General features: G+C 60.3%; 1 protein-coding gene. It reads left to right on the top strand.

Translation table 11 applies throughout. The annotated features are described in order from the left end of the window. Positions 1–64 precede the first annotated feature (64 nt). Positions 65–355: transposase (locus L8G49_RS20925; RefSeq protein WP_242187963.1), on the top strand; the 291-nt coding region annotated here is incomplete at its 3' end.

Below are 355 nucleotides of genomic sequence, written 5' to 3'. Positions count from 1 at the left end.
CTAGGGTCAGGACCCATTGATGTGAGAGGCGCGATCTGATTCAGGCTCTACGAGGAGACTGGCGATGAGCGACCTGTATTGGCTGACCGACGAGCAGATGGCGCGGCTGGAGCCGTACTTTCCCAAGAGCCACGGCAAGCCCCGGGTCGATGATCGGCGGGTGTTGAGCGGCATCGTTTTCGTAAACCGCAACGGGATGTGCTGGTGCGATGCGCCCAAGGAGTACGGACCGCACAAGACCTTCTACAACCGTTGGAAGCGGTGGGGCGAGAGAGGCGTGTTCCTGCGCATGATGGAAGGACTTGCCGCTGCGAGCGCCACGCCAAAGACAATCATGATCGACGCGACCTATCTC

The sequence above is a fragment of the Sphingomonas sp. CARO-RG-8B-R24-01 genome, assembly GCF_022662295.1.
In the GTDB taxonomy this organism is placed as follows: Bacteria; Pseudomonadota; Alphaproteobacteria; order Sphingomonadales; family Sphingomonadaceae; genus Sphingomonas.
The sequence above is the reverse complement of the archived record's forward strand: the minus strand, read 5'-3'. Positions and strand labels throughout refer to the sequence as shown.